This is a genomic window from Nocardioides sp. NPDC059952, from assembly GCF_042730435.1.
Classification (GTDB): Bacteria; Actinomycetota; Actinomycetes; order Propionibacteriales; family Nocardioidaceae; genus Nocardioides.
Genome location: NZ_JBHWLY010000073.1, coordinates 1 through 19,800 on the forward strand (window position 1 = coordinate 1; position 19,800 = coordinate 19,800).

At 70.8% G+C, this 19,800-nt stretch carries 16 protein-coding genes; 12 read left to right on the forward strand and 4 right to left on the reverse strand.

Going from position 1 to position 19,800, the window contains the following annotated elements:
- Nucleotides 1-145: 145 nt before the first annotated feature.
- From ACFV9G_RS24465 to asnB, 4 genes are read right to left on the reverse strand one after another with little or no spacing between them, the layout of a single operon-like run.
- Complete coding sequence (locus ACFV9G_RS24465) at nt 146-481, reverse strand: ArsR/SmtB family transcription factor (protein WP_378730864.1); 336 nt, start codon at nt 479-481, stop codon at nt 146-148.
- 14 nt (nt 482-495) lie between these two features.
- Nucleotides 496-1,143 carry an SRPBCC family protein gene (locus ACFV9G_RS24470; protein ID WP_378730866.1) on the reverse strand — a complete coding sequence of 216 codons (648 nt, stop codon included), beginning with the start codon at nt 1,141-1,143 and terminating at the stop codon, nt 496-498.
- A gap of 32 nt (nt 1,144-1,175) precedes the next feature.
- Nucleotides 1,176-2,174 (reverse strand): NAD(+) synthase, encoded by a 999-nt coding sequence (gene nadE, locus ACFV9G_RS24475; RefSeq protein WP_378730869.1) that lies wholly within the window; start codon nt 2,172-2,174, stop codon nt 1,176-1,178.
- Entirely contained in the window at nt 2,171-4,168 is a 1,998-nt protein-coding gene (asnB, locus tag ACFV9G_RS24480; RefSeq protein ID WP_378730872.1) for an asparagine synthase (glutamine-hydrolyzing), read from the reverse strand. The genes nadE and asnB overlap by 4 nt, the downstream gene beginning before the upstream one ends.
- 216 nt (nt 4,169-4,384) lie before the next feature.
- Here asnB and ACFV9G_RS24485 point away from each other — a divergent pair, with 216 nt between their 5' ends.
- The 12 genes from ACFV9G_RS24485 (at nt 4,385) to ACFV9G_RS24540 (ending at nt 19,792) form a co-directional block, all read left to right on the forward strand.
- Nucleotides 4,385-4,651, forward strand: a complete 267-nt coding sequence (locus tag ACFV9G_RS24485) for an acyl carrier protein (protein ID WP_378730874.1) — start codon at nt 4,385-4,387, stop codon at nt 4,649-4,651.
- Nucleotides 4,652-4,658: 7 nt separating this feature from the next.
- Complete coding sequence (locus ACFV9G_RS24490) at nt 4,659-5,321, forward strand: serine O-acetyltransferase (RefSeq protein ID WP_378730876.1); 663 nt, start codon at nt 4,659-4,661, stop codon at nt 5,319-5,321.
- Between the two features lie 45 nt (nt 5,322-5,366).
- The gene (locus tag ACFV9G_RS24495) at nt 5,367-6,212 is read left to right on the forward strand and encodes a glycosyltransferase (RefSeq protein ID WP_378730878.1); all 846 of its coding nucleotides are present in this window, start codon (nt 5,367-5,369) and stop codon (nt 6,210-6,212) included.
- Between the two features lie 62 nt (nt 6,213-6,274).
- Nucleotides 6,275-11,005 (forward strand): DUF4082 domain-containing protein, encoded by a 4,731-nt coding sequence (locus ACFV9G_RS24500; RefSeq protein ID WP_378730880.1) that lies wholly within the window; start codon nt 6,275-6,277, stop codon nt 11,003-11,005.
- Between the two features lie 82 nt (nt 11,006-11,087).
- The gene (locus ACFV9G_RS24505; protein WP_091050674.1) at nt 11,088-12,158 is read left to right on the forward strand and encodes a Gfo/Idh/MocA family protein; all 1,071 of its coding nucleotides are present in this window, start codon (nt 11,088-11,090) and stop codon (nt 12,156-12,158) included.
- A complete protein-coding gene (locus ACFV9G_RS24510) occupies nt 12,155-13,156 on the forward strand; it encodes an NAD-dependent epimerase/dehydratase family protein (protein ID WP_378730882.1) in 1,002 nt (333 codons plus the stop codon). The genes ACFV9G_RS24505 and ACFV9G_RS24510 overlap by 4 nt, the downstream gene beginning before the upstream one ends.
- On the forward strand, nt 13,153-14,286 hold the full coding sequence (locus ACFV9G_RS24515; RefSeq protein WP_378730884.1) for a DegT/DnrJ/EryC1/StrS family aminotransferase: 1,134 nt from the start codon (nt 13,153-13,155) through the stop codon (nt 14,284-14,286). The genes ACFV9G_RS24510 and ACFV9G_RS24515 overlap by 4 nt, the downstream gene beginning before the upstream one ends.
- Entirely contained in the window at nt 14,283-14,909 is a 627-nt protein-coding gene (locus ACFV9G_RS24520) for a NeuD/PglB/VioB family sugar acetyltransferase (RefSeq protein WP_378730886.1), read from the forward strand. The genes ACFV9G_RS24515 and ACFV9G_RS24520 overlap by 4 nt, the downstream gene beginning before the upstream one ends.
- Complete coding sequence (locus ACFV9G_RS24525; protein ID WP_378730888.1) at nt 14,909-15,958, forward strand: glycosyltransferase family 2 protein; 1,050 nt, start codon at nt 14,909-14,911, stop codon at nt 15,956-15,958. The genes ACFV9G_RS24520 and ACFV9G_RS24525 overlap by 1 nt, the downstream gene beginning before the upstream one ends.
- The gene (locus tag ACFV9G_RS24530; protein ID WP_378730890.1) at nt 15,955-17,421 is read left to right on the forward strand and encodes an oligosaccharide flippase family protein; all 1,467 of its coding nucleotides are present in this window, start codon (nt 15,955-15,957) and stop codon (nt 17,419-17,421) included. Before ACFV9G_RS24525 ends, ACFV9G_RS24530 begins: the two co-directional genes overlap by 4 nt.
- Nucleotides 17,418-18,536 carry a DegT/DnrJ/EryC1/StrS family aminotransferase gene (locus ACFV9G_RS24535; protein ID WP_378730893.1) on the forward strand — a complete coding sequence of 373 codons (1,119 nt, stop codon included), beginning with the start codon at nt 17,418-17,420 and terminating at the stop codon, nt 18,534-18,536. The genes ACFV9G_RS24530 and ACFV9G_RS24535 overlap by 4 nt, the downstream gene beginning before the upstream one ends.
- Nucleotides 18,533-19,792 (forward strand): glycosyltransferase family 1 protein, encoded by a 1,260-nt coding sequence (locus ACFV9G_RS24540; RefSeq protein WP_378730895.1) that lies wholly within the window; start codon nt 18,533-18,535, stop codon nt 19,790-19,792. The genes ACFV9G_RS24535 and ACFV9G_RS24540 overlap by 4 nt, the downstream gene beginning before the upstream one ends.
- The last annotated feature ends 8 nt before the right edge of the window (nt 19,793-19,800 follow it).

Sequence of the window (19,800 nt, forward strand, 5' to 3'; positions counted from 1 at the left end):
CAGGCCACCGCGAAGCGGCGGGCGAAGCCCGTCCTTGACGCGGTGCGTGATCGAGAAACAATCGAAGCAAGGGTCGGCGGCGAACACCGACACGAGACCACGCCCACCTCAGCGCGCCTTCCCGCGCCTTCCTGGAAGTGCGGCTTCAGTCCCCCGAAGAACCCTTCCGGCGCCCTCGTCGAATCTCGGTGTCGAGAGCGTCCAGGTGTTGGGTCCAGAAGCGGCGGAACGGGGTGAGCCAGGCGTCGACCTCGGCCATGGGGCCGGTGTCCAGGGAGTAGATGCGGCGGGTGCCGTCGGGGCGTACGTTGGCGAAGCCGTGTTCGCGCAGGACCTTGAGCTGCATGGAGACGGCGGGTTGGCGGATGCCGAACTCGGCCGAGATGGTCTCGACGATCTCACCCGAGGTGAGGTCGTCGTCGGCGAGGAGCTCGAGGATGCGGCGGCGTACGGGGTCGCCGAGGACGTCGAAGGCGTGCAAGCGACTGTTCCCTGCTACTCCGGCTCCGGCATCGCGGTGTAGGCGGCCACGCAGCGCTCGCCGGCGGCGCGGGCCTGGTCGGGGGAGGTGCCGAAGGCGATGTCGGCCTCGACCCAGGCGGCGGCGGAGCCCTGGGTGTGCTCGATCATGGCGGGCAGTGCGTCGGGGGACATCGGGTCCATCTTCTCGGCGTCGGGGGCGGAGAGGTGGAGGGCGAGGCCGAGGAGCATCTGCTCCCAGCCGATGCCGACGGCGCTCGGGCCGAACTCCTTCCACTGCTCGGGCGGGACGGGGGCGGAGTGCTCGAGGCGGAGCAGCGTACGGCCGGCGGCAGCGGTCAGGGTCGCGTCGACCCACGATCTCATGTCGCCGTAGTCCCAGGTGATCGAGAGCAGCATCGGGCGGTCGCAGGCGAGGATCTCGCCGCCGGCGTTGCCCTCGAGCTGGTAGCGGCCGCCGACCTCGAAGTCGCCGGTGACCGGCATCAGCCAGCGCGGGATGCGCTCCTTGGTGGTCAGCGCGTCCCAGACCTCGTCAGGGTCGGCGTCGTAGCTGCGTTCGACGACGAGCACGCGCAGCTCCTCGCCGCCGCGGGTCGTCGTGGTCAGGGCGCGGTTCACGGCGCCGAGGTGGTCGGCAGGGATGAAGGGTGGTGTGATCATGCTTCCGACGCTATATCAAGAATGCTTGATATTCAACGGACCTCGTCGACGAGCTCGGGGGCGGCGTGGAGGTAGGCGGTGGTGCGCCGCTTCTGCTCGATGTCGCGGTAGACGCGCTCGACCTGCTCGACGGTGAGACCGGTGGCCTCGGCGACCTCGACGGTCGGGACACCGTGGTTGAGGCCGTAGAGGCACAGGTCCATCCGCTGGTAGGGCAGCGAGAAGTAGAACTCCTCCTGCGACTGCTCCAGGGAGTAGGTGTCGGTGGTGGAGGGGCGGGCCTGGATCTCCTCCGGGACGCCGAGATGGGCGGCCAGCGCGTAGACCTGCGACTTGTAGAGGTGCGCGATCGGCTTCAGGTCGGCGGCCCCGTCGCCGAGCTTCACGAAGAAGCCCTGGTCGTACTCGAGCCGGTTCGGGGTGCCGGCGACGGCGTAGTTGAGCCGGTCGGCGTGGAAGTACTCCAGCGCCTTGCGGGCGCGCTGCTTGAAGTTCGTCGCGGCGACGATCTCCAGGTAGGCCTCGGTCGTCAGGCGGTGGGTGCTCTGGGTGCCCGTGGGGTCCTCGACGACGACGGAGAAGAGCCGGTACGCGTCGGAGTCGACCACGTTGGGCAGCACGATCTTCGACTTCCATCCCGGTCCGTACGCAGGCACGACCCGCCGGATCGCGTCGTCACGCCGCTGGTAGGCGCCGAGGCCGACCAGCACCGGGGAGATGTCCTCGAGCACCGAGTCGATCCCCAGGGCATCGGTCAGCTTCGTGCTGAACCCGATCGTGTCGTCGGAGGACTCCTGCTCGGGCATGTGCAGCGCGAAGACCCGCTCCGGGCCGAGCGCCTTGACCGCCAGCGCGGCGACCACGCTGGAGTCGATCCCGCCGGAGACGCCGAGCACGATGCCCTTGCGCTTGTTGGCCACCAGGTAGCGGCGGATCGACTCGCCGATCCGGGTCGCCTCCGCCTCCTCGTCGAAGCGGAGCGTCTCCAGTCCGTACGCTGCGTTCTGGCTGGTCGTGGCTGTCTTGTTCATGGCTGGGCCGGGTTCCTTCCGATGGGCTCGAGAGTGCGGTCGAAGACGGTCAGTGGCTCGGGTGGCGCGGTCGGCCCGGCGACCGGCCCCACGAGCAGCTCGCTGTGCAGCAGCTGGGTGGACAGGACGGCGACCAGCCGCATGTTGTCGGTGTTGCCGAGACGGCGCCCGCCCGTCCGCCGGGCCTTCTCCAGCAGCCGCTGGACGAGCTCCGGCCGGAAGATTCCGGCGGCCTCCAGCGCGGAGCCGGAGGTGACGTCGAAGACCCAGTCCGGGGTGCCGCCGGCGAAGAAGGCCGCGGCGTCAGGCGCCCGATAGGGCTGCTTGGGGCGCCGCAGGATCTCCTCGGGCACCAGGTCGGCGAAGGCGACCTTCAGCAGGTGCTTCTCGTCCATCCCATGGATCTTGTGGTCGGCCGGGACCTGGGAGGCGAGCTCGGCGACGTGGGGGTCGAGGAACGGGAACCGGCCCTCGACCGAGTTGCCCATCAGCATCCGGTCGCCCTGGGAGGCCAGGATGTAGCCCGGCAGCAGGGTCGTCATCTCCAACCACTGTGCCCTCGAGAGCGGGTCCCAGCCCGCCTGCTCGGCGGGCATCGCGGCGAGGACCTCGTCGGCCGGGACCCGTTCGCCGGCCCGGCGGACGTCCGCGGTCAGCATCGAGCGCAGGACGGCCGTCGCATCCCAGCGGGGCCGGTGCGAGATCGCCGGGTCGCCGGCGACGATGTTGCGGCCGAAGAAGCTCTTGGCGAAGGCGGGGGCCTGGTGCGGAGAACGCTTCATCCACGGGTAGAGCTGCTCCACGGCGGCCTCGGCCGCAGCCGGGTCGCGGGTCCACAGCTCGCGGATCCGCCCCTCGCGGAAGATGTCGTACCCGCCGAGCACCTCGTCGCTGCCCTCACCGGTCACCACCACCTTGAACCCCGACTCGCGTACGAGGCGGGAGAGCAGGAACATCGGCGCCGGGCCGGTACGCAGCAGCGGGCTCTCGGCGTGGCGTACGACGTCGGGGAAGACCTCGGCGATGTCGCGCTCGCGGACCACGACGTCCTCGTGCACGGTGCCCAGCCGCTTCGCCATCAGGGTCTGGTAGCCGCCCTCGTCGAACTCGTCGTCGGCGAAGCGCAGCGAGAACGTGTGCAGCGGTACGTCGGTGAACCCCGCGATCGCACCGGCGGTGACCGCGGAGTCGATCCCCCCGGAGAGGTACGCCGCCACCGGCACGTCGCTGCGCTCGAACCGCAGCCGGGTGGCGGCCACCAGCCGTTCCCGCAGGGCCTCGGCGTTGGCCGCCAGATCGGTGCGCGGCTCGCTGCCGCGGGCGGCGAAGGTCGGCGCCCACGAGCGCGTGCGGGTGGGTTCGACGCCGTCGCGAAAGGTCAGGTAGCTGCCGGGCGGCACCTGCTCGATCCCGCGGAAGACCGTCTGCGGAGCGACCGTGGACCACAGCGTCAGCACCTGGTCGATCCCGGCCGGGTCGAGCTCTCGCGGCACCTCCGGATCGGCGAACAGCGCCTTGACCTCCGAGGCGAACAGCAGCTTCCCGCCGGACCGCGTGTAGTAGAGGGGACGCACGCCGAACCGGTCCCGGGCGAGCACCAGCTCACCGCTCCGCCGGTCCCAGATCGCCAGCGCCCACTGACCGTTGAACCGGTCGAAGCAGCCCGGACCCCATTCCTCCCAGGCGTGCACGATGACCTCGGTGTCGCTACGCGTGCGGAAGCGGTGCCCGCGTGCGCGCAGGTCGGCGGCGAGCTCGACGTGGTTGAAGATCTCGCCGTTGAAGGTCACCCAGACCTGCTCGTCCTCGCCGCACATCGGCTGCACGCCGCCGATCGTGTCCACGATCGCCAGCCGGGTGTGACCCAGCGCGACCCGCTCGTCGCGGTAGTAGCCGCTGCCGTCGGGCCCGCGGTGGGCCAGGACGGCCAGCATCCGGCGTACGAGACCGGGGTCGGGCGCGTCGGCGGAGTGGACCCCGCAGATTCCGCACATGGCTCTCCTCGGTAGATGTCTGCGCGTCTGGCCGCCAAGGCTTGTCGGCGCAGGCGGGAGAGCGGCCCGCTACCGGGGCGTTTATCACCCAATGTCGGCATGTTTCGCGCGGGTGAACGTGCTGCGCCGACGGGGTCAGAACAGTGGGCGTGTGCAAGGACACGGCCGACCCAGGTGGGGCCGGCACCACACAGGTGACCAGGGAGAGTGCAGAAGATGGCAGACCTACAGCGAACGATCGAGGCGTTCATCCTCGACAGCCTCCTGCTGGGCGACGAGGAGCGGCTGCCCGCGCCGACGGACTCGCTGGTGGAGTCCGGAGTGATCGACTCGACCGGGATCCTGGAGCTCATCGAGTTCCTCGAGGAGGAGTTCCAGATCACCGTCACCGAGGCCGAGACGGTGCCGTCGAACCTCGACGGTGTCGCCAACCTGGTCGACTACGTGGCCCGGAAGACGGCGGCGGACCGCCTTGCTGGGTAGGCCGGCCTTGCTGGTCCGACCGGGTCCTGCCGGCCAGGAGAGCGGTGACTTCGCCGTCGACCTGGCCAAGATGTACACGATCAACCTCGGCCGGCCGCGTCCCTCGCTGCTCGCCAGGGTCCGGTTCTGGCTGACCGACTACGAGCTCCACTGCGTGGCCTGCTACCGCTTCGGGCGCTGGGCGGGCGGCCTTCGTGAGCGTCGCCCGCTGCTCGGGGTGGCCGCCCTGGGCATCTTCTGGTTCTGGAACCGGCACAACATGCGGATCCACCACGCCGACATCGGCCGGCGCGCCGAGATCGGCCCCGGGCTGCTGGTCATGCACCGCTCCGGGATCATGATCGGGCCGGCGGTGATCGGCAGCAACTGCGTGCTCCATCACAACGTGACCATCGGACAGCGGATCGCCGCCGGTGACCACGGTGTACCGGCCATCGGTGACGACGTCTGGATCGGCCCGGGTGCGGTGATCTCCGGTGCGATCACGGTCGGGGACGGCTGCACCATCTCCGCCGGCACGGTGCTGTCCAAGGACGTGCCGCCTCGCAGCCTCGTCGGAGGAAACCCCGGCCGGGTGATCGCCCGGGACTACGACAACGGCAACATGATCAACTTCGTCGTTCCCAGGCGGCCCGCGGAGACGCCGTCACCGATATTGGGTGATGAGTGAGCCCGCGCGATCGTGGGCTGCTCGAGGGCGGCGATGCTCCGGGACATGGAGCGTTCCTCGACAGCAGCGAGCGTCGTCGTGCCTGCGCACGACGAGTCTGCTGGACTGCGTGGAAACCTGGCCGCGCTGCTCGACGGTGTCCCGACAGGCACCTTCGACGTGGTGGTGGTCTGCAACGGCTGCACCGACGACACCGTCACGGTGGCGCGGTCGGTCCCTGGCGTACGTGTCCTCGAGACCGCGTCCGCCTCGAAAGCGCTCGCCGTCGAGCTGGGTAACGCGGCCACCTCGGTGTTCCCTCGGATCCATCTCGATGCGGACGTACGCCTTCCCGGTCCCGACGCGCTCCGCCTGGTCGCCGCCGTGGCGGAGCCGGGGGTGCAGGCCGCCGGGCCGTCCCGTGAGGTTCCCGCTGGCGCCTCGTCGTGGCCGGTGCGGGCCTACTACCGGGTGTGGGAGAGCCTCCCGAACGTACGCAACGGCCTGTTCGGTCGCGGCGCGTTCTGTCTCTCGGCACAGGGCCAGGCCCGGGTGGACGCCCAGGTGCGGCTCATGAACGACGACCTGGTGGTCTCCGAGGCGTTCGCGCCGCAGGAGCGCCGGATCGTCGCGAACGCCGTGGTGGTGGTGCAGCCGCCGCGTACGGTCGCCGACCTGGTCCGGCGCCGGACCCGGGTGGCGACCGGCAACAACCAGGCGGACCAGCACGCGGCCCGTCAGGCATCGACATCCGTCTCGGACCTCATCAAGCTCGGGCTGCGTCAGCCGTCGATCGGTCTCCGGGTCCCGGTCTTCCTGACGATCACCGTCATCGCGCGCTGGCTCTCCCGCAGAGCCGTCCGTGCCGGCGACTACACGACCTGGCTGCGTGACGAGAGCTCGCGAGCCTGAATCCCTGAAGGAGCACGAAGCACATGCTGCATCCCAGATCCGGGGGCCGCAGGCTCTTGGCCGTGTTTCTCGGAGCCGTCCTGATCCTCACCGGCCTCACGGCCACCACCGTGACGACTGCCCAAGCCGCCGGCGACCCCTGTGGTGCCGGTGGCAACAAGATCGCCTGCGAGAACTCCAAACCGGGCTCGCCGCAGAGCGAGTGGGACATCGACGGGGCGGGGGATGACTCGATCCAGGGCTTCGCCACCGACATCAGTGTCAATGTCGGCAGCTCGATCGACTTCAAGGTCGACACCGACGCCTCGGCGTACACCATCACGATCTATCGCACCGGGTGGTACGGAGGCGACGGAGCCCGGCGGATCGCGTCGGTCACGCCGTCGGCGAACCTGCCGCAGAACCAGCCCAACTGCACGCGTGAGACTGCGACCGAGATGACCGACTGCGGCAACTGGGCGGTCTCGGCGACCTGGCAGGTGCCGTCGACCGCGGTCTCCGGTGTCTATGTCGCGTTGCTCCACCGCGCCGACAGGAACGAAGCCAGCCACATCACCTTCATCGTCCGCGACGACTCCAGCCACTCCGACGTGGTCTTCCAGACCTCGGACACCACCTGGCAGGCGTACAACCTCTACGGCGGGTCGAGCTTCTACCAGGGTGGCGCGAACGGGCGGGCGTACAAGCTCAGCTACAACCGGCCGTTCGTGACCCGGCACAGCCCGGCCCGGGACTTCTTCTTCGCCAACGAGTACCCGCTGGTGAGGTTCCTGGAGCGCAACGGGTACGACGTCAGCTACATCTCCGGCATCGACTCCGACCGTCGCGGCAACCTGCTCACCAACCACAAGACCTTCCTCTCCGTCGGCCACGACGAATACTGGAGCGGCGCCCAGCGGGCCAACGTCGAGGCCGCGCGCGACGCCGGGGTGAACCTGCAGTTCCTCAGCGGCAACGAGGTCTACTGGCGTACCCGCTATGAGTCCTCGCAGCAGGGTGCGACCAGCAGCAGGGCCTACCGCACCCTGGTGACCTACAAGGAGGCGTGGGGCGCCTCGGACCCCGCCAACGAGTCCACCTCGACCTGGCGCGACCCGCGCTACGCGCCGAAGAGCCAGGGCGGAGGGCTCCCGGAGAACGCCCTGACCGGCACCATCTTCATGTCCAACAACACCGACCTGCCGCTGACCGTCACCAAGGAGCAGGGCAAGCAACGGATGTGGCGCGGCACCGGGCTGAACCAGATGACCGGGGCAACCACCCCGCTGGCGCCGCACACGGTGGGGTACGAGTCCGACGAGGACCAGGACAACGGGTTCCGCCCACCTGGCCTGATCCGGGGCTCGGAGACGACCGGGTTCATCAGCGGGCAGTACATGCACGACTACGGCAGCAGTGTCGGGGACGGCACCACCACCCACTCGGTCACGCTCTACCGGGCCGCGAGCGGGGCGCTGGTCTTCGGCGCCGGCACGGTGCAGTGGACCTGGGGACTGGACACGAACCACGACAGCCCCTACAACAACGACGCGATCAGTCCGGCGATGCAGCAGGCGCAGATCAACCTGCTCGCCGACATGGGCGCTCAGCCGACGACGTTGATGGCGGGAATGCAGGCCGTCACGGCCTCGGCCGACACCACCGGGCCGTCGGTCACGATCAGCAGCCCCGCGGCGGGGTCGACCCAGCCCAACGGCACCAAGGTGACCCTGTCCGGCACAGCCACCGACGCCGGCGGCGGCATCGTCGCCGGAGTGGAGTACTCCACCGACGGCGGCACCAGCTGGCACCCGGGCAAGGGCACCTCGAGCTGGACCGTCGAATACATCCAGCACGGCGTCGGCTCGACGCCGATCCGGGTCCGAGCCGTCGACGACAGCGCCAACATCGGCGCGGTGGCGACCCGTTCCTTCAACGTCCCGTGCGGCTGCAGCATCTTCGGCCAGAGCACGATCCCGACCACCTGGACCGCGGTCACCGGCCCGGCGACCCCGTCGGCCGACGACCCCAGCGCCGCCGAGCTCGGCCTGCGCTTCACCCCGCTCACCGACGGGTACGCAGCAGGGGTCCGCTTCTTCAAGGGGTCCGGCAACACCGGCACCCACACCGGCTCGCTGTGGAGCACCAGCGGCGAGCGGCTGGCTCAGGTCACCTTCACCGGCGAGACCTCGGGCGGCTGGCAGCAGGCGCTGTTCAGCAGCCCGGTGGCGTTGAGCGCGGGCACCACGTACATCGTCTCCTACACCGCCCCCAACGGCCATTACGCGGTGCAGCCGTGGGCGTTCGGTGCCCAGGGGCTGGAGGCGTACCCCTTGGACGTCGCCGGTGGCTACGGGGCCGAGCCTGCGGGGGTCTATGCCAACCCCGGCACTTTCCCGGCCAACTCGCACCAGAACTCCAACTACTACGTCGACGTGGTCTTCACGACCACCGATGACTCACCGCTGTCCGCGATCAGCCCGTGGCCGCTGGCCGACTCGTCCTCGGTGCCGCGCTCGACCACCATCAGCGCGCGCTTCTCCAAGCCGGTGGTCGCCTCTTCGGTCGGGGTCCAGGTCAAGGACGCCCTGGGCGCGACCGTCGCCGGGTCGACCGGCTACGACGCCACCACCAGGACCGTCACGTTCACGCCGGCGAACCCGCTGGCCGGGTTCGTGAAGCACACGGTCACGCTCTCGGCCACGGACACCCAGGGGACGGCGCTCACCGGCGGGAAGACCTGGTCGTTCACGACCGCGAAACCGCCGGCGACACCAGGAGTGTGCCCGTGCTCGATCTACAACGACGAGGACGTGCCGACGATCCTGGAGGACTCCGAGCGCGCCTCGCTCACCCTGGGTGTGCGGTTCCGCCCGAACGTCACCGGAACCGTCACCGGTGTCCGGTTCTACAAGGGGGTGAACAACACCGGGTCGCACACGGGCACACTGTGGTCGAGCAGCGGCCAGGCGTTGGCCCAGGGCACCTTCACCGAGGAGAGCACCACCGGCTGGCAGACGCTCACCTTCGCCCAGCCGGTCGCGGTCCAGGCGGGGGTGGACTACGTCGCCTCGTACCACACCAACGGGTCCTACTCGGCGACGCCGAACGCGTTCGCCGCCTCGGACCTCTCCAAGGGGCCGATCACGGTCAGCTCGACGGCCGGCGCCTATACCTATGGCGAAGGGTTCCCGGGCAACTCCTCGGCCTCCAGCTACATGGTGGACCTGGTCTTCCAGAAGGGTGCGCCGACGCTGACCGTGACGGCACAGAGCCCGGCTCCGGGTGCGGTCTCGGTGCCGCGCGGCACCAACATCACCGTCGGCTTCTCGAGCGCGATCACCTCCGGCTACCAGATGAACGTCTCGGGCCCGGGCGGGCCGATCGCGGGGACGTCGTCGCTGAACCAGGCCGGCAACGAGATCACCTTCGATCCCACCGATGCGCTCCCGTCCAATGCGGACGTCTCGGTCAGCCTGACCGGGGTGACCTCTGTCGAGGGGGCCACGCTGGCTCCACAGAGCTGGACGTTCCGCACCCGAGCCGAGTCGGCGACCAGCCAGTCGCTCTTCGGTGCCCAGGTGCCGCAGCAGCTGGCGGTGAGCGATGCGTCCCCGGTGGAGGTGGGCACCGCCTTCACCTCCGCACGTGACGGCCAGGTGACCGGGATCCGGTTCTACAAGGGGACGGGCAACAACGGCACCCATGTCGGGTCGCTGTGGTCCGAGTCCGGCACCCGGTTGGCCTCGGTCACGTTCGTCGGCGAGACCGCCTCGGGCTGGCAGGAGGCGACGCTCTCCCAGCCGGTCCCGGTGACGGCGGGGGCGACGTACGTCGTCTCCTATCTCGCTCCGCAGGGCCACTACTCGGCCACCGGCGGGTTCTTCAACACCGCCTGGACCTCGGGTGACCTGACCGCGCCGGCGACCAACAACGGCCGCTATCTCTACGGAGCCGCAGGTGGGTTCCCCACCTTCAGCTGGGGCGCGACGAACTACTTCGTCGACGTCGTCTTCGAACGGTCCGCAGCGACGATGAGCGTCACCGGGCGCGATCCGAGCTCGGGCGCGACGGGCGTGGACACCGGGGTCGATCCCTCGATCACGTTCTCGGCGCCGGTGGCGAACGGCTGGAGCATGTCGGCCACCGCCAACGGGTCCGCGGTGGCCGGCTCGGCGGCGCGGAGCACCGACGGACGTACGCTGCAGTTCACGCCGTCGGCCGCGCTGCCGGCCGGGGCGACGGTGTCGGTGAGCGCCTCGGGCGTGGTCTCGACCGACGGGGTGAGCCTGCCGACGCAGACGTGGTCGTTCACGACCGCCGCGGCCGTCCCGACCGAGGTCTCGCTGTTCACCGGGGTCACACCGCAGACCGCGTCGACGGCCGACCTGATGCCGATCGAGGTCGGCACCGCCTTCACGACGTCCGTGGCCGGCTCGGTGACGGCGATCCGGTTCTACAAGGGCACCGGCAACACCGGGACCCACACCGGCTCGCTGTGGAACTCTGCCGGCACCAGGATCGCCCAGGTGACCTTCACCGGAGAGACCGCGACCGGCTGGCAGAACGCCACGTTGCCGACCCCGGTCGCGCTCACGCCGGGGGCGACGTACGTCGTGTCCTACTACGCCCCCAACGGGCGCTACTCCTCGACGCCCGCCGCCCTCACGCAGTCGCGCACGGTCGGCCCCCTGACGGCACCGGGCGGAGCCAACGGCAGGTATCGGTACGGGACCGGAGGGGGGCTCCCGAACCGATCCTGGAACTCCACGAACTACTTCGTGGACGTGAGGTTCCGCCCGGCGTCACCATGAGCCGGGGAGGCGGTCCCTAATTGGGGGGATAGGTGGGGCGAGGCTCTTCGGAGCCTCGCCCCTCGCGGATTCCATGGTCCACATGACTGATGGGGAACCGCTCGGTGTGGCAGTGGTCGGGGCCGGGTACTGGGGGCCCAACCTGGTCCGAAACTTCCGGAACGCACCGGACTGGGCGCTGGTGGCGGTCGTCGACCTGGACATCGCGCGGGCCCAGGAGGTGATCGGGGGCGGCACGGACGTGCTGGCCACGACCGACCTCGACGAGGTGCTCGCGCGCGAGGACGTGGACGCGGTGGCGATCGCGACGCCGGCGGGCACGCATCGGCACCTCGTGGAGAGGGCGCTGCGGGCCGGGAAGCACGTGCTCGTCGAGAAGCCGCTGGCCGACGACGTGGAGTCCGGGCGGAGCATGGTCGAGGCCGCCCGCGCCAACGATCTCGTGCTGATGGCCGACCACACCTACTGCTACACGCCGGTCGTGCAGAAGATCCGGGAGCTGGTCGAGGACGGGTCGCTCGGCGAGATCCTGTTCGTCGACTCGGTGCGGATCAACCTCGGGCTGGTGCAGCCCGACGTCGACGTCTTCTGGGACCTGGCTCCGCACGACCTCTCCATCCTCGACTTCGTCCTGCCCGGCGGGCTGCGCCCCACCGGGGTCGCTGCGCACGGCGCCGACCCGCTCAAGGCCGGCAAGGCGTGCGTCGGCTACCTGACGCTGCCGCTGGAGGGTGGGGTGATGGCCCACGTCCACGTCAACTGGCTCAGCCCCACCAAGATCAGGCAGATGGTGATCGGCGGGAGCCGGCGCACGTTGGTCTGGGACGACCTGAACCCGCAACAGCGGCTCAGCGTCTTCGACCGCGGCGTCGATCTGGTCCAGCAGAGCGTGGACATCGCCGACCGCGCCACCGCGACCATCGCCTACCGGCTGGGTGACACCTGGGCGCCGGCGCTGCCCGAGTACGAGGCGCTCTCCCGGATGGTCGGCGAGTTCGCCGAGGCGATCCGGGACGGCCGTACGCCGCGCACCGACGGGGCTGCCGGGCTCCGTGTCCTCTCCGTCCTGGAGGCGGCCCAGACCAGCCTCCGAGCCCGTGGCGCCCTCGTCGAGGTGGCCGCCGAGACCCCGACCCTGGAGCTGATCCGATGACAACTCTCAACGGCGCGAACGTCCTGGTCACCGGAGGTGCGGGCACGATCGCCTCCACCATCGTGGACCAGCTCCTCGACGAAGGGGTCGCGCACGTCGACGTGCTCGACAGCCTGATCCGGGGACGCAAGGCCAACCTCGACGACGCCCTCGCGTCCGGCCGGGTCACCCTGGTCGAGGGCGACATCCGCGACCGCGACCTGGTCGGCGACCTCACCGCGGGCAAGGACCTCGTCTTCCACCAGGCCGCCATCCGGATCACCCTGTGCGCCGAGGAGCCGCGGCTGGCCAACGAGGTGCTGGTCGACGGCACGTTCAACGTGGTCGAGGCCGCCGTCTCCGCGGGCGTCTCCAAGCTCGTCTATGCCTCCTCGGCCTCGGTCTTCGGGCTCGCCGAGGAGTTCCCGACGCCCGAGGGGCACCACCACAACAACAACGACACCCTCTACGGGGCGGCGAAGTCCTACAACGAGGGTTTGGTCCGGTCCTTCCGGGCGATGCACGGGCTCGACTACGTCGGGCTGCGCTACTTCAACGTCTACGGGCCCCGGATGGACGTGCACGGCGCCTACACCGAGGTGCTGGTGCGCTGGATGGAGCGGATCGCGGACGGCAAGCCGCCGCTGATCTTCGGTGACGGGCGCCAGACGATGGACTTCGTCTGCGTTCCCGACATCGCCCGCGCCAACGTCCTGGCCGCCGCCTCCGACGTGACCGAGGGCGTCTACAACATCGCCTCCGGCACCGAGACCTCGCTGCTGGAGCTCGCCGAGGCGCTCGTCCGCGTCATGGGGTCCGACCTCGGCGTCGAGCACGGTCCCGAGCGAGCGGTCAACGGCGTCACCCGCCGGCTCGCCTCCATCTCCGCGGCCCGTGACGACCTGGGCTGGGAACCGACGATCGGGCTCGAGGAGGGGCTGCGGCAGCTCGTCGAGTGGTGGACGCCGCTGCGCTCCGAGATCGCGGCCGGTCGGGCTCTTCAGGGTGGTCTCTCGTGAGCCGGATCAACGTCATGCAGCCCTGGCTGGGCGAGGAGGAGGTCGCGGCGGTCACCGAGGTGCTCCGCTCCGGCTGGGTCGCCCAGGGGCCGCGCGTGGCCGAGTTCGAGCGCCGCTTCGCGGACTCGCAGCAGGCAGCTCATGCGGTCGCCACCTCGAGCTGCACGACGGCGCTCCACCTGGCGCTGGTCGTGGCCGGGGTGACCCCCGGGGACGACGTCGTCGTCCCGTCCTTCTCGTTCATCGCGACCGCCAACGCGGCGGTCTACGTCGGCGCCCGGCCGGTCTTCGCGGACGTCTCGCCGGTCACCGGAAACCTGACCGCGGCGACCGTTCGGGAGGCCCTCACGCCGCGGACGACCGCGGTGATCGTGGTCGACCAGGGCGGGGTGCCGGTCGACCTGGACGCGATCCGGGAGCTCTGCGACCCGCTCGACATCATGGTCATCGAGGACGCCGCCTGCGGTGCGGGGTCGACCTACCGAGGTCGTCCCGTCGGCGCCGGCGCCGAGATCGCCGCCTGGTCCTTCCACCCGCGCAAGATCCTCACCACCGGCGAGGGCGGGATGCTCACCACCTCGCGCGGCGACCTGGCCGAGCGGGCGCGCAGGCTGCGCGAGCACGCGATGAGCGTCTCGGCCGCCGACCGGCACGCCAGCCTGGTCTCGCCGCCGGAGTCCTACGACGAGGTCGGCTTCAACTTCCGGATGACCGACCTGCAGGCCGCGGTCGGCCTGGTGCAGCTCTCCCGGCTGCCCGAGGTGGTCACCCGGCGGCGTGAGCTGGCCGCGGGCTATGCGAAGGCGGTCAGCGAGATCGACGGGCTGCGCGCGGTGGCCGACCCGGCCTGGGGCACGAGCAACTTCCAGTCGTTCTGGGTCGAAGTGTCGGCTGCGTACGGGATGGACCGCGAGGGGCTGCTGAGCGCCCTGGCGGAGGCCGGGATCTCCGCGCGACGCGGGATCATGGCGGCACACCGGCAGCCTGCGTACGCCTCGGAGGGGGTCGTGCTGCCCGCCACCGAGCATCTCACCGACTCCACGCTCATCCTGCCGCTCTTCCACCAGCTCTCGGACTCGGAGCAGGCGCGAGTCATCGGCGTACTCCGACAGGGGGGAGCACGCCGATGACCACGCTGGTTCTCGTCGCCGCGAGCGGGTTGGCCGGGGAGGTCGCGGCCGCCAGCGAGGGCTACGACCAGATCGTCGCGGTCGACGACGATCGCGAACGATGGGGAACCATCGTCGGCGGAGTCGAGGTCATCGGCCCGATCGAGCTGGTCTCCGACTCCGGCACCGACCTGGTCGTCTGCGCCGGATCGGGCCGGATACGCCGCCGGCTCGTCGGGAGGCTGCTCGACTACGGGGTGACCCCGGAGCGGTTCGCGACCGTCATCCACCCCGACGCCTCGGTCGCCCACGGGTGCGAGGTCGGGCGGGGCAGCATCCTGCTCGCCGGTGCCCGGCTGACCTCGCAGGTGTCGGTCGGCCGGCATGTCGTGGTCATGCCCAATGCCGTCCTCACCCACGACGACATCGTCGGGGACTTCGCCACCCTGTGCGCCGGTGTCGCCCTGGGCGGGGAGGTCGTCGTCGGCGAGGCCGCCTACCTCGGGATGAACTCCTCGGTGCGGCAGCGCGTCGATGTGGGCGTCGACGCCGTTCTCGGCATGGGGGCCGTGCTCCTCGCGGACCTTCCCCCCGGCGAGACGTGGGCCGGGGTTCCCGCCCGCCCGGTCCGGGTGCCGGTCTGATGCGCCGGTTCGACCGTCCGCGACCGCTGCGGACGCGCCCGTCGGTCAGTGTCGTGATCCCTTGCTACAACTACGGGCGCTATCTGCCTCAGGCGGTCGCGGGTGCGCTCGCCCAGGACGGCGTCGACGTCGACGTGCTGATCGTCGACGACGCATCCCCGGACGGCAGCGCCGATGTCGCACGCTCGCTGGCCGCGGCGGATCCACGCGTCGACGTGCTCGTCCACGAGCGGAACACCGGGCACATCCAGACCTACAACGACGGGCTCTCCCGGGTGCGCGGCGACTATGTCACGCTCGTCTCCGCGGACGACGTGCTGATGCCCGACGCGCTCACCCGTGCGGTCGCGCTGATGGAGCACCATCCCGGGGTCGGCCTGGTCTACGGGTACGCCCGCTCGTTCACCGACGACCTCCCGGTCGGGCCGAGGAGGACCCGCAGCTGGTCGGTCTGGTCCGGTAGGGACTGGCTCGGCACCGCGGCGCGGCAGGGTCGCTGCTTCCTGGTCAGCCCCGAGGCGGTGATGCGCCGCGAGGCACTCGAGCAGACCGACGGCTACGACCCTCGGCTGCCCCATTCGGGCGACTTCGACATGTGGCTGCGCACCGCTGTTCGCTGGGACGTCGGCCGGGTGGACGGACCGATCCAGGCGGCCTACCGCGTGCACGACGCCAACATGCACCTGACCGAGTACGCCGGCTGGCTCACCGACCTGCGCGAGCGTCGGCGCACCTTCGACGTCCTCTTCGACGAGCGCGCCCCGGACATCGCCGAGGTCCAGAGGCTGCGGCCGTACGCGATGCGGGCCCTGGCCCGGGAGGCCCTGCGCCGTGGTCGAGAGACCGCGCACGGCGACTCGGGGACGCTTCTCGACTACCTCGACTTCGCCGCCGAGACGTACCCCACCGTCCGGGGAACCAGGGCATGGAGGCGCGCCTGGGACGAGGCCATGGCGGGCCGGGCGTCCCGGACGGCGCCGTGGAGCCGCGCGACCGCCAAGGTCCGACACCACCTACGGTGGCGGTTCGAGCGCAGGTACGGCACATGACCACGACGGCCCCTCAGGGGACGGTCGCCGCACGAGTGAGCCGTGGCCTCGGCTGGGGTCTGGGCGGGACGATCGCCATGCGGGTCGGCAGCGTGCTGTTCGGCATCCTGGTCGCCCGGCTGGTCGCACCGGCCGAGTTCGGGGTGTACGCCGTGGCGCTGACGGTCTGGACGATCCTCAGCACCCTGGCCGATCTCGGGCTCGGCGCCGACCTGGTCCGTGCGCCCGACATGGAGCCTCGGGCGCCGACCGTGGCGAGCATCGGGCTCGGGGTGAGCCTCGCCCTCGGCGCGACGATGGCCCTGGCTGCGGAGCCGATCGCGATCGCTTTCGACAGCCCGGAGTCGACCGACGTGATCAGGCTGATGGCGGTCAGCATCGCGGTCTTCGGCTTCACGATCGTTCCCTCCGCGCGGCTGACCAGGGCCTACCGCCAAGGTGCCCTGTTCGGGATCAACGGACTCGGGTTGGTGGCCTCGGTGGTGGTCGCGCTCGGGCTGATCATGGGTGGCATGGGCGCCGAGGCGCTCGCCTGCGGTCAGATCGCCTGCCAGAGCGTGATCGCGGTGGGGCTGTACGTCATCACCCGCACCGTGCCACGGCTGGGGTTCGACCCCGTTCTGGCCAAGGACTCGCTCGCGTTCTGTCTCCCGCTGGCCGCCGCGAACCTGCTCTCCTGGCTGCTGCTGAGCATCGACAACCTGATCGTCTCCCGCACCCTCGGCCCCGAGCAGCTCGGGCTCTACGTGCTCGCCTTCAACATCTCCTCCTGGCCGATGAGCGCGCTGGGAGCCGCGGTCCGGGTGGTCGCGCTGCCCGCGTTCTCCCAGGCATCCTCGGTGCAGGTCCGCAACCGTGGCCTGGTGCTCTGCATCGCGCCCCTGGTCGCCGTGGCAACGCTGGCCTCGCTCGGCCTTGCCGCCGCCGCCGTCCCGCTGGTCACCCTGGTCTACGGCGAGCGCTGGGAGCCTGCGGCCGCTGCGCTCGCCGGGCTCGCGGTGTTCGGAGGCGTCCGGGTCGTGCTCGACCTGGTGGCCACCTTCCTCGTCGCCGCGGGCGAGACCCGAGCCGTCCTCGTCGTGCAGGTCGCGTGGGTCGTCGCGATGGTCCCGGCGATGATCGTCGGCGTCACCCGCTGGGGCCTGGCCGGCGCCGGCTGGACCCACGTCGTGGTCGTCGCGGTCGTGGTGGTGCCGTTCTACCTGCGTGCGCTCGCCACGGTCGGGGTCCGGCCCGGAGAGTTCCTCCGACCGGCGGCGGTCCCGCTCCTCGCGGCCGTCCCGGCGGCGGTCGTCTGCGGCTGGCTCGCCGGCCTCGGGAGCAACCGGGTCTTCACGCTGCTCGGCGTCACCGTCCTCGTCCTCGTCCTCTACGCGCTGCCGCTGCTGCGGTGGTGGCGCGCGCGATTCACCCAGCTTCGCCGGCTCGAGCCGGCCTCCCTCCCGGAAGGAACCCCGTCATGACCGCGAACCCACGCCCGAGCGTGCCCTTCGTCGACCTGCGGCCCCAGAACGAGGCCATCAACGACGAGGCGGTGGGCGCGTTCGCCGAGATCTGCGAGAGCGGGGCGTTCGTCCTGGGGCCGCAGGTGCGGCGCTTCGAGGAGGAGTACGCCGAGTTCGCCGGCGTCGAGCACTGCATCGGCGTCGGCAACGGCACCGACGCGCTGGTGCTCGCACTGCGTGGCGCGGGCATCGGGGCGGGGGACGAGGTGATCGTCCCCGCCAACACCTTCGTCGCCACGGCCGAGGCGGTCGCGATCGCCGGAGCCGACCTGGTGCTCGCGGACTGCGACGAGGACTTCCTGATCGACCCCGCCGACGTCGCCCGCCGGGTCACCGGCCGCACCCGAGCGGTCATCGGCGTGGATCTGTACGGGCAGGTGGCGCCCTTCGAGCGGCTCCGCGACGCGGTGGGTGAGGACGTACTCCTCCTGGAGGACGCGGCCCAGTCCCAGGGAGCCAGCCGGAACGGCCGGCCCGCGGGGTCCTTCGGCGCGGCTGCCGGGACCAGCTTCTACCCGGGCAAGAACCTCGGTGCGTACGGCGACGCGGGAGCGGTGACCACCGGGTCGGCGGAGATCGCCGAGCGGGTCCGTGCCCTGCGCAACCACGGCGGGGTGGCGAAGTACGAGCACCTCGATGTCGGCACCAACTCCCGTCTGGACTCGGTCCAGGCGGCCGTCCTCTCGCTCAAGCTCGAGCGCCTCAAGGGCTGGAACGCCGAGCGGGACGAGGCCGCGCAGCGGTACGCCATGTTGCTCGCCGACGTGCCGGAGGTGGTCCTGCCGCGGGTCCTGCCAGGAAACCAGCACGTCTGGCACCTCTACGTCGCCCGGGTCGCCGACCGCGACCGGGTGCTGGGCGATCTCCTGGAGGCCGGGGTCGGTGCCGGCATCCACTACCCGGCGCCGGTGCACCTGTGGCCCGCCTTCTCCTGGCTGGGACAGGGCGCCGGCTCGTTCCCGGTCGCGGAGGCGCTCGCACACGAGATCATCTCGCTGCCGATGTTCCCGGGAATCACCGCGGAGCAGCAGGAGATCGTCGCGGATGCCCTCGGTAGAGCGGTGCGACGGTGAGCGGCGGCGTGCTCGGCGGCATCGCCGGGAAGCTCCGGCGCGAAGGGCCGCGCGGGGTGGTCCGCCGCGCCGTACGGCGTGCCTATCGGCAGCTGGACGCACACACCCTCGACTTCGGCCTGCTGCCCGAGGACATCGCCGACTCCACACGTCTGAGGCTCGGTCCGGTGCCACCGGTGCCGGGCGGACGCCCGCTCGTGGTCGGCTGGCTCACCACGCCGCCGGCAGCCGGCTCAGGCGGTCACACCACGATGTTCCGGATGGTGGAGGCGCTGGAACAGGCCGGCCACCGTTGTGTCGTGCTGCTCTACGACCGGCACCACGGCTCGGCGGCCGCTCAGGCCGAGGTGATCCGCGACTGCTGGCCGGGGGTCCGGGCCGAGGTCCGTTCGGTCGACGAGGGGTTCGACGGGCTGGACGCCTGCGTGGCGACCGGATGGGAGTCGGCCCACGTGCTCGCGGTCCGGCCGTCGCGGCCGCTGCACCGGCTCTACTTCATCCAGGACTACGAGCCGCTCTTCTCGCCGCACGGTTCCGAGTACGAGCTGGCCGCCGACACCTACCGGTTCGGGTTCACCAACATCGCGTTGGGGGAGATGGTGCACCGCCGGCTGCGCGATGACCTGGGTGTCTCCTCGGAGCTGGTGCCGTTCTCCTGCGACACCTCCGTCTACTCGCTGCACAACCAGGGCCGGCGCTCCGGCGTCGTCTTCTACGCCAAGCCGGGCCTGGCGCGGCGCGGCTATCTGCTCGGCACCCTCGCGCTCGCGGAGTTCCACCGGCGGCACCCGGACCAGCCGATCCACGTCTACGGTTCGCCGGTGCCCGACCTCCGGATCCCGGTGGTCCACCACGGCCGGCTCACTCCCGAGGAGCTGAACGCGCTCTACAACCGATGCGTCGCCGGCCTGGCGATGTCGTTCACCAACATCTCGCTGGTCGCCGAGGAGATGCTCGCCGCGGGCTGCGTGCCGGTGGTCAACTCCTCGCCCGACGCCCGCGCGGACCTGGACAACGCACATGTCGGCTGGGCGTCCCCGACACCGGGAGGCATCGCCGATGCCCTGTTCGATGCGGTCGCTGCGACCGACATCCCGGCCCGGGCCGCGGCTGCCGCCGGGAGCGTACGCACCGACAACTGGGTGCGCACACGCGATGGCGTACGCCTGATCATCGAGAACACGGCCAGGGGCGGTGCTCCCATGGATTGGGTACGCGTGGCTGGTGGCGCCGGTGCCAGCAGCAGCCCTTCCTAGGGTTCTCG

Coding starts and splice junctions, on each gene's coding strand:
- ACFV9G_RS24470 (WP_378730866.1), bottom strand. CDS start 1,143: ATGATCACACCACCCTTCATCCCTGCCGACCACCTCGGCGCCGTGAAC.
- nadE (WP_378730869.1), bottom strand. CDS start 2,174: ATGAACAAGACAGCCACGACCAGCCAGAACGCAGCGTACGGACTGGAG.
- asnB (WP_378730872.1), bottom strand. CDS start 4,168: ATGTGCGGAATCTGCGGGGTCCACTCCGCCGACGCGCCCGACCCCGGT.
- ACFV9G_RS24485 (WP_378730874.1), top strand. CDS start 4,385: ATGGCAGACCTACAGCGAACGATCGAGGCGTTCATCCTCGACAGCCTC.
- ACFV9G_RS24495 (WP_378730878.1), top strand. CDS start 5,367: ATGGAGCGTTCCTCGACAGCAGCGAGCGTCGTCGTGCCTGCGCACGAC.
- ACFV9G_RS24505 (WP_091050674.1), top strand. CDS start 11,088: ATGACTGATGGGGAACCGCTCGGTGTGGCAGTGGTCGGGGCCGGGTAC.
- ACFV9G_RS24510 (WP_378730882.1), top strand. CDS start 12,155: ATGACAACTCTCAACGGCGCGAACGTCCTGGTCACCGGAGGTGCGGGC.
- ACFV9G_RS24520 (WP_378730886.1), top strand. CDS start 14,283: ATGACCACGCTGGTTCTCGTCGCCGCGAGCGGGTTGGCCGGGGAGGTC.
- ACFV9G_RS24525 (WP_378730888.1), top strand. CDS start 14,909: ATGCGCCGGTTCGACCGTCCGCGACCGCTGCGGACGCGCCCGTCGGTC.
- ACFV9G_RS24530 (WP_378730890.1), top strand. CDS start 15,955: ATGACCACGACGGCCCCTCAGGGGACGGTCGCCGCACGAGTGAGCCGT.
- ACFV9G_RS24535 (WP_378730893.1), top strand. CDS start 17,418: ATGACCGCGAACCCACGCCCGAGCGTGCCCTTCGTCGACCTGCGGCCC.